This is a genomic window from Oceanisphaera sp., assembly GCF_052084945.1.
GTDB lineage: Bacteria > Pseudomonadota > Gammaproteobacteria > Enterobacterales > Aeromonadaceae > Oceanimonas.
Genome location: NZ_JBQDEX010000062.1, coordinates 1 through 9208, shown reverse-complemented (window position 1 = coordinate 9208; position 9208 = coordinate 1). Strand labels below are relative to the sequence as shown.

At 46.5% G+C, this 9208-nt stretch carries 6 protein-coding genes; 3 read left to right on the top strand and 3 right to left on the bottom strand.

Going from position 1 to position 9208, the window contains the following annotated elements; translation table 11 throughout:
* Positions 1 to 12: 12 nt before the first annotated feature.
* On the bottom strand, positions 13 to 1380 hold the full coding sequence (gene astB, locus ACTHY5_RS07250) for an N-succinylarginine dihydrolase (protein ID WP_441878214.1): 1368 nt from the start codon (positions 1378 to 1380) through the stop codon (positions 13 to 15).
* A gap of 331 nt (positions 1381 to 1711) precedes the next feature.
* Between astB and topA the strand changes: the two genes are divergently transcribed.
* Complete coding sequence (gene topA, locus ACTHY5_RS07245; RefSeq protein WP_441878212.1) at positions 1712 to 4342, top strand: type I DNA topoisomerase; 2631 nt, start codon at positions 1712 to 1714, stop codon at positions 4340 to 4342.
* A 61-nt stretch (positions 4343 to 4403) separates the two neighbouring features.
* On the top strand, positions 4404 to 4583 hold the full coding sequence (locus tag ACTHY5_RS07240) for a hypothetical protein (RefSeq protein WP_441878210.1): 180 nt from the start codon (positions 4404 to 4406) through the stop codon (positions 4581 to 4583).
* 70 nt (positions 4584 to 4653) lie between these two features.
* On the opposite strand, the gene lysC is transcribed toward ACTHY5_RS07240, so the two are convergent.
* Both lysC and argA read right to left on the bottom strand, forming a co-directional pair.
* Positions 4654 to 5991: a lysine-sensitive aspartokinase 3 gene (gene lysC / locus ACTHY5_RS07235; RefSeq protein ID WP_441878208.1), complete on the bottom strand. Its 1338-nt coding sequence runs from the start codon at positions 5989 to 5991 to the stop codon at positions 4654 to 4656.
* A gap of 75 nt (positions 5992 to 6066) precedes the next feature.
* A complete protein-coding gene (gene argA, locus ACTHY5_RS07230) occupies positions 6067 to 7395 on the bottom strand; it encodes an amino-acid N-acetyltransferase (RefSeq protein WP_441878206.1) in 1329 nt (442 codons plus the stop codon).
* Between the two features lie 300 nt (positions 7396 to 7695).
* Here argA and nhaD point away from each other — a divergent pair, with 300 nt between their 5' ends.
* Positions 7696 to 9141 carry a sodium:proton antiporter NhaD gene (nhaD, locus tag ACTHY5_RS07225; RefSeq protein WP_441878204.1) on the top strand — a complete coding sequence of 482 codons (1446 nt, stop codon included), beginning with the start codon at positions 7696 to 7698 and terminating at the stop codon, positions 9139 to 9141.
* Positions 9142 to 9208: the final 67 nt, after the last annotated feature.

Below are 9208 nucleotides of genomic sequence, written 5' to 3'. Positions count from 1 at the left end.
CCTCTGGTTTGCTTAACGCTGAAACGGATAGACTGCGCCTAGCTGTAATATCTGTGTTAACTCATCAAGGGCTGCGTGGGACTCTTGTAGTAGAGCTGGATCACGTAAGTCATTTATGTTTAATCGATCACGATAATGTTGTTCGACCCAACCATTAAGGCGGTGAAATAACGTCTTGTTCATCAAGCAGGCTGAGTTGGTGGCGGCTAACTCTGTATTATTTAAAGCCACTCTTAATCGTAAACAGGCGGGGCCACCTCCATTTTGCATGCTTTGCTTAACATCAATATAGTGCACTTCTTTTATGGGGGTATTTAAATACGGTAATGTATCTAAATACGCCTTAACTGAACTGACTTCAGCGCATTCTAACGGAGCTATCAGTGCCATGTGGCCCAGAGGTAGGGTGACTAGCTGGGTGTTAAATAAATAGCTACGAATAGCATCACACACAGGCACTTGTTCTTGTGACACCTCAATAAAATAAAGGGAAGTATTGGGCATTGCTTGGCGAATGCGTTGCACAATTACTGGGGTGTCTAAAAAAGCACTTTGGTGATAGAAAAGCACGTTTTGATTACCAACCGCTATTACATCATTATGAAACACGCCTTGATCAATCACCGCCGGATTTTGGGCAATAAAAAGGGCGCGCTGCTCATTGAGCCCATGGCGCCGCGCAACAGCCCGAGAGGCTTCTAACGTTTGGCGAGCCGGATAATGCTTTGGGGCTGGCAAGCGGGTATCAAAAGCGCTACGACCATATACAAACAACTCAAGCCCTGGTGTACCGTAGTCGGCGCATAAGCGGGTGTGATTAGCCGCACCTTCATCGCCCCATGCCTCGTTGGCGGGAAGGGCGCTATGATGGCAAAAATACGCAGTATCAGGAAATACTCGACTCAAAATACGGCCGGTTACTTGATGCTCAATGGAACGATGAAACTTATTCACTAAATTAGCCGGGGTGAAATGGACGCGGCCATCCACTGTATCGGCACTGGGCGATACAGTGGCAGCGTTAGCAGTCCACATACTTGATGCAGAGTAACAAGCAGCCAGTAAGGCCGGACTTTCACGATAGGCTTTTTCTAATACTTGAGCATCATTGCCGCTAAAGCCTAATTGGCGTAGCGTAGCCATATCTGGGCGCTCTTGAGGCGCTAGCACGCCTTGCATTAACCCCAGCTCGCTGAGCGTCTGCATTTTTTGTAAGCCTTGCTTAGCGGCCTGCTTTGGGTTGGAATGCGCATGGGCATGTTGTTGTGAGGCAACATTACCATAAGATAACCCTGCATAATTGTGGGTCGGTCCTACTAGGCCATCAAAGTTAACCTCGTACGAAGTGCGAGTGTCGGTTTCTTTTATATTAGATGCCATTATCCTACCTTCCATTGATCTTGCGGCGAGTAAGCCTGCAAATGTGGGTCAGTGTAGTGAAACTTTGTCTTTACGTGTAACCTTACATTAACAACAGCTAGCATCTTTATGTCAACAATGCATAAAAAGCGCTCGAACAAACAGACTAATCAAAAAAGCAGTTGATTCTTTTTAGTATCAAGGTGTTAATAAGTACAGAGATATATCATTAATTTTTTCCGGCACGAGCTTGGCAAATTTGCATTTTGCGGCGTTTTCACTTATACAGCCGTCACTACCTTGCCGCCGGACCCCCAATGTGGGCCAGACCTTAAGGATTTAAACGCGCTTTATGAGTAAATCGCTGGTTATTGTGGAATCGCCTGCTAAGGCAAAGACCATCAACAAATATCTGGGTAAAGACTATATCGTCAAATCCAGTGTCGGCCATGTCCGTGACTTACCCACAGCCGGTTCATCGGTTGCTAAAAAAGCACCGGCTAAAAAAATAGACACTAAATCGTTGAGCCCAGAAGAAAAAGCCAAGCTCAAACAGAAAAAAGATCAAAAGGCGTTGATCGCCCGCATGGGTATCGACCCTAAAAATGGCTGGAAAGCCAATTACCAAGTGCTGCCAGGCAAAGAGAAAGTAGTGACTGAGCTGCAAGCGCTTGCCGAAAAAGCCGACATTGTTTATCTCGCAACGGATTTGGACCGCGAGGGGGAAGCCATTGCTTGGCACCTCAAAGAGCTGATTGGCGGTGACGATTCACGCTTTAAGCGGGTGGTGTTTAACGAAATCACCAAATCGGCGATTCAAGATGCCTTTAGCGAGCCATCAGAATTAAACCAAAACCGCGTTAATGCACAACAAGCCCGACGATTTTTAGATCGTGTAGTGGGCTATATGGTATCGCCGCTGCTATGGAAAAAAGTGGCTCGGGGCTTATCTGCTGGTCGGGTGCAATCTGTTGCGGTGCGCTTATTAGTAGAAAAAGAGCGTGAGATTAAAGCCTTTGTTCCTGAGGAATTTTGGGATATACAAGCTGAGCTTACTAATGATAAAAAGCTGGCGCTTTCGATGGCGGTGGCCAAGTATCAGGGCAAAGAGTTTAGGCCAAATAACGAAGCCGATGCCATGGCGGCGGTTGCTACACTTAATGCCAGCAGCTTTAAAGTGGCTTCTCGGGATGATAAGCCCACCCAAAGTAAGCCACCAGCGCCCTTTATTACTTCGACTCTACAACAAGCCGCTAGCACGCGGTTAAGCTTTGGGGTTAAGCGCACTATGATGTTAGCGCAGCGCTTGTACGAAGCCGGCTACATTACCTATATGCGTACCGACTCTACTAACTTAAGCCAAGAAGCAGTAACCGGTGCACGAGACTATATTCAAGAGCAATATGGCCCTAGTTACTTGCCTGAAAACCCTAATGTGTACAGCGCTAAAGCCAATGCACAAGAGGCGCACGAAGCGATTCGTCCCTCTGACGTAACGCTAGATGTTGGCCAGCTTCAAGGAATGGAGGCGGATGCTAAGCGCTTGTATGACCTTATTTGGCGCCAGTTTGTGGCCTGTCAAATGGTGCCGGCCTTATATGACAGCACTACCATTAAAGTGCACGCCGATGATTATGAGTTACGGGCCCGAGGTCGGATTTTACGCTTTGCTGGTTGGACTAAGGTACAAGAGGCTGCAGCAGGTCGTAAAGGCGAAAATACCGTATTACCTGCCGTACAAGCAGGAGAAGTGCTAACGCTTGAGCAACTGGATCCTAAGCAGCACTTTACCAAACCCCCAGCACGCTTTAGTGAAGCAGCCTTAGTACGTGAGCTAGAAAAGCGTGGCATTGGTCGTCCTTCAACCTATGCGTCTATTATTTCTACCATTCAAGATAGAGGGTACGTTAAGGTAGAAAGTCGTCGTTTTTATGCAGAAAAGATGGGCGAAATTGTGGCTGATAGGTTACAAGAAAGCTTTGCTGAGCTGATGAATTACGACTTTACCGCGCAAATGGAAAGCAAGCTTGATGAAATTGCCGATGGTGAGCTGAACTGGACACAAGTATTAGATGCGTTTTATGCCGAGTTTAGCGAAGAGTTAGGTAAAGCCGAACAGCCTGCAGACAACGGCGGTATGCGTACCAATGAAATGGTGTTTACCGATATTGCGTGCCCCACCTGTGGTAGAGAAATGGGCATTCGTACCGCTAGCACCGGGGTGTTCTTAGGATGTTCTGGTTATGCACTACCCCCTAAAGAGCGCTGCAAACAAACCATTAACCTGATTCCGGGGGATGAGTTTGTGTTGGCCAATGACGATGAGGCCGAAACTGAAGCACTGCGGGCAAAACACCGTTGCCATAAGTGTGGCACCGCCATGGATGCTTATCTAATTGATGAGCAGCGTAAACTGCATGTGTGTGGTCAAAACCCCGACTGTGAAGGTTATGAGCTAGAAGAGGGGCAGTTTAAGCTTAAAGGTTACGAAGGCCCAGTGATTGACTGTGAGCGTTGTGAGTCTGAAATGCAGCTTAAAACTGGGCGCTTTGGCAAATATATGGCGTGCACTAACGAAGAGTGTAAGAATACTCGAAAGATCTTAAAAAATGGCGAAGTTGCGCCGCCTAAAGAAGATCCGGTGCATTTGCCTGAATTGCCTTGTACTCAATCAGACGCCTATTTTGTACTGCGTGATGGGGCGGCAGGTATTTTTATGGCTGCCAGTAACTTCCCTAAATCGAGAGAAACGCGGGCTCCCTTGGTTGAAGAGTTAGTGCGCTTTAAAGACCGATTGTCTCCTAAGTTTACCTACTTAACTGAGGCGCCGGTAAAAGATCCCGATGGTAATAAAGCGGTGGTGCGTTTTAGTCGTAAGAATAAAGAGCAGTATGTGATGACTGAAATCGAGAAAAAAGCCACCGGCTGGACGGCTCATTACGTGGATGGTAAGTGGGAACAACGTCAAAAGGGTAAAAAGTAGTACACTAAGGCCAGCGCAATGCGCTGGCCTTTTTGGTTTATGGTGTAAATGAGGGATGAATATGGATATTCATGATGTACGCCCCGGTATGATTTGTTATACCTCTGAAAGCTCAGGCTATGTGTTAGAAGTAGATATACAAAGCCAGCTTGTTTTATTACAAAACGACCAAGCCATTCCTTTTCAAGTGCATGTGAGTGAGCTAACAGACGAACCCCAGCCCTTCGATAAGCCGCAATAACTCTTACGCTATACGCTATAAGTTAAAGATTAATACTGATATTTCTCTTTGGCTTATGGCGTATGGCTTTTTACTTAGGCAATAACTCGGTATGTAAGTCGTTTAGTACTTGGTCGGCATTGTCTTCGGGAATTAAAAAGCACAGATTATGCGCGCTAGCACCGTAGCAGATCATGCGAATGTTCACTTCAGATAAGGCTTTAAATACCTGAGTACCAATGCCGTTGACTTCACTCATGCGATTGCCAATGAGTGCCACTAAGGCTAGTCCTTCTTCAACGTGAAGGTGACAATGCTTATCTAATTCAGCACGCACTTCATCGGTTAATGATTCTGCACCTGAATCTAGCGTAAGCGAGACACTGATCACCGATGTGGTGATTAAATCGACCGAAATTTTATGCTTAGCTAAAATACCAAACACTTCGGCCAAGAAACCATGTACTTGAAACATGCTTTGGTTGGTTAGCGTTAGCAGCACCTGGTTACGGCGTAAAGCTAAGGCACGAAATAGTGGCTGACTGTCGGTATGATTACGAATCCAAGTTCCACCAGCAGCAGGCTCTTTACTGGACCCCACAAATACCGGAATTTGCTGGCGTACTGCGGGTTGTAAGGTTGCTGGATGTAATACCTTGGCACCAAACGTGGCCATTTCAGAGGCTTCACTAAAGCTTATTTCAGGCAAAGGGCGCGCAGTGCTGACCAGGCGAGGATCTGTGGTATAAATACCTGGCACATCGGTCCAAATTTGAATGGCGTTTGCCCCTAGCGCTTCGGCGAGTAAGGCGGCAGAAAAATCACTGCCACCACGGCCCAGAGTCGTGGTTCGACCATCTTGCGCACTGCCAATGAAGCCTTGAGTGACCACTAATTCATTAGTGAATAATGGTTGTAGCTCTTTTTCAACTTCTGCTTGTAGCGTAGCAAGATCGGGCGTTGCTCGGCTAAATTTATCATCGGTGCGCATCACTTTACGGATATCAAACCACACTGCTGGAGTACCACGGCGGCGCAATAGCTCAACAAACAGCCGGGTCGACATTAACTCACCTTGCGCGACTATTTCATCGTGTAGCGCGTGTGTTGGGCTAATAGCGGCGCTGTCGGCCAACTCTTTAATATGTATTAATATATCTTCTATATGGCGGGTCAGTGTCTCTGGTTTTTCTAAGCTATTAAGAATATCTTGTTGAAGCTCGGTTAACTGTTGCAGTAGTGTTGCGCGAGCCTCAGGCTGGTGTTCGCCACAAGCCAGCGCCACTAAGATATTAGTTACCCCTGAGCTGGCACTGAGCACCGCTAAACGGGTATCTGGATTTTGTTCGAGAATGGCGGCGCAACGCTCCATAGCGTGTGCATCTGCCACGCTAGTGCCACCAAATTTAGCAACGGTCAACTGACTCACGTACAGCTCCTTGATAGGGACAATAATAGGTAATAATGACGAAAGTGAGGTCTAGCGTACAGTGTAAACTGGCTTCTAAAACAAATCTTTCATCATAATTTTAGAGCGACGTTGATAATTATACAGCGCCTGCTTACCCATGGGCAGCGCACTGACATCCACCGGCTCAAAACCTCGCTCTCTAAACCAATGAATAGAACGCGTGGTAAGAATAAATAATCGACTCATGCCCCGCTTTTTTGCTTGCTCTTCTACTTTTTGGAGCAACATATCGCCTCGGCTACCCCGGCGGTAGTCAGGGTGAATCGCCACACAGGCCATTTCCGCCATTGACTCATCAGGAAAGGGGTACAAGGCTGCGCAGCCAATAATAGCGCCGTCTTTTTCAATAATGGTAAATTGATCGACTTCCATTTCAAGCTGCTCACGAGAGCGACGCACTAATATACCATCTTCTTCTAAGGGCCGTATTAAGTCTAAAATACCGCCAATATCATCAATGCGTGCCACACGTGCTTGCTCTGCACTTTGGTTGACTAGTTGTGTTCCTAGGCCATCACGAGTGAACAGTTCTTGAATAAGTGCGCCATCTTCTTTATAGCTCACCAAATGGCTACGCGATACACCACCGCGACAACTGGCAATGGCTGCGCGCAAATAGCGGGCGGTGCCCGATAAGGTGTCGCCTTCAGCCATTAAGCGCTGTAAATGCGTTTCTGCCTCTTCAGGAAACAGCTCAGGAATGGCTTCACCTGCTTCATCTGTTACGCCGTGCTGAGAACAAAAGCCAATAAGCTTAGTGGCTTTTAATTCAATGGCTAAGCGACGGGCCAGCTCTTCTGATGACAAATTGAAGCTTTCGCCTGTTACTGAAAAACCAATGGGTGAGATCAAGACAGTGGCATTATTGGCAAGCTGATGATTGATGGTGTCGGTATGAATGCGACGTACGCGGCCCGAGTGTTGATAATCAACACCATCATCAATGCCTAACGGTTGTGCGGTAACAAAGTTACCAGTAACCACATTAATACGGGCATTTTGCATGGGCGTGTTAATGAGCCCCATCGACAATCGGGCCATAATGTCCATTTGTAAGCCACCACACACATCTTTAATAATGCGAAAGCTATGCTCGTCGGTAACCCGAGTATGTTTGTGAAACACATTTTCAAGCTGTGCTTCTGTCAAGCCCCTATCAATTTGTGGCCGAGCACCAAACACAATCACCAGTCTAATGCCCAGGCTAGTTAGCAGCGCAATATCACTCACAATATTGGGAAAGTTGTCTTGTTCGATGGCTTCGCCGCCTATCATAACGACAAATGTTGAGCCCCGGTGAAGGTTGACATAGGGGCTAGACTGACGAAATGCTTTGACCAAGGCTGCATCGGTATCGCGCACAGAAAATCCTTTTAAATAACTAATTCAAAGAAACATAATCGTGAAAATTAATGCAAAAAACAAGACTAAATATGTGAATATTTCGCGATGATTTTACAGGTTACTCTTAAGTACAGAGAAGGTGACTAAGCGCAAGCGATAATTAAAAAATATACTGTACTTTAACGTTAAAAGTGCGACCGAGCCCGAGTAATGTTGCCTGCCTTGCTCTGGGCTTTATGTTAACCTGCTTGCGAGGGGATGCATAGAATAACCCCCAACGTAACTATAGCTAAAATAACAAAAAGTGAGAGAGTCATCATGCAAAGCAAACTGTGCTTATCCATGCTAGGGGGGCTGGCTGCTGTGTTCAGCCCCTCGGTATTTGCGGCCGAAGTACCGCTAGATTTAACCACTACTTGGGTCGGTATTTTCGCCGTTATTACCTTTGTTCTGGCTTATCTGTTGGTTATGGGGGAAGAGTATTTAGGTTTACGTAAGTCTAAGCCGGTATTGGTGGCTGCTGGTATTATCTGGGTGGCGATTGGTTGGACTTATGTCAATAATGGCTTTGGCGATTTACCTCAAGAGGCCTTTCGCCATAACTTGCTAGAATATGCTGAATTGCTGCTCTTTTTATTAGTCGCCATGACTTATATTAATGCCATGGAAGACCGGGGGTTATTTGATGCACTGCGCAGCTGGATGATACGCCGAGGTTTCAGTTATAAATCTTTGTTTTGGCTGACCGGTATTATGTCTTTCTTTATCTCTCCGGTGGCAGATAACCTAACCACAGCATTATTAATGTGCGCAGTGGTTATTAAAGTGGCTGAGGGCGACAAAAAGTTCATTAATCTGTGCTGTATTAATATTGTGATTGCGGCCAATGCTGGCGGTGTTTTTAGTCCTTTTGGCGATATTACCACGCTAATGGTGTGGCAGGCGGGCATTATAGAATTTAATGAGTTCTTTATTCTATTTATTCCTTCTGTGCTCAACTACATAGTGCCTGCGGTACTGATGAGCTTTGTGATTGAAAATCGTTGTCCAGTCGCTGTATATGAAAAAGCCGTATTAAAGCGTGGCGCATTTCGTATCGTATTTTTGTTTTTATTAACGGTTGCAACAGCCGTTGCTTGCCACAGTTTACTGGGATTACCACCGGTGCTGGGCATGATGACGGGCTTAGGTTATTTGCAATTCTTTGGTTACTTCTTGCGTAAAACATTGCCGCAATCGGTAGCCCGCCAAAAAATAATGGCGGCTAAGCGCGGGGATGAAGAAGCCCTGAAACGCTTAGGCAGTGTGGTTCCTTTTGATGTATTTAGCCGCGTAGCGCGAGCGGAGTGGGATACCTTATTATTCTTTTATGGGGTAGTTATGTGTGTGGGTGGCCTTGGCTTTATGGGGTATTTAGCCCTGATGTCAGAGGTGCTCTATGGCGGCTGGAATGCCATTTATGCCAATATTGCATTAGGGGTTATTTCGGCGGTGGTTGATAATATTCCGGTGATGTTTGCGGTATTGACCATGGAGCCAGAAATGTCTCATGGTAACTGGTTGTTGGTCACCTTAACGGCCGGCGTGGGCGGTAGTTTACTGTCAGTTGGCTCAGCGGCGGGGGTAGCGCTAATGGGGCAGGCACGAGGTATGTATACATTTTTTGGTCATTTAAAATGGGCCCCGGCAATCTTTTTAGGGTATGCGGCAAGTATTTTGGCCCATCTATGGCTCAATGCCGACAGCTTCAATGTATTTGGCTAAGCTGTAACGAAATAGCGCCACTCTATCGATGAACACGCCCCTACACGCCATGTGTAGGGGCTTTTTT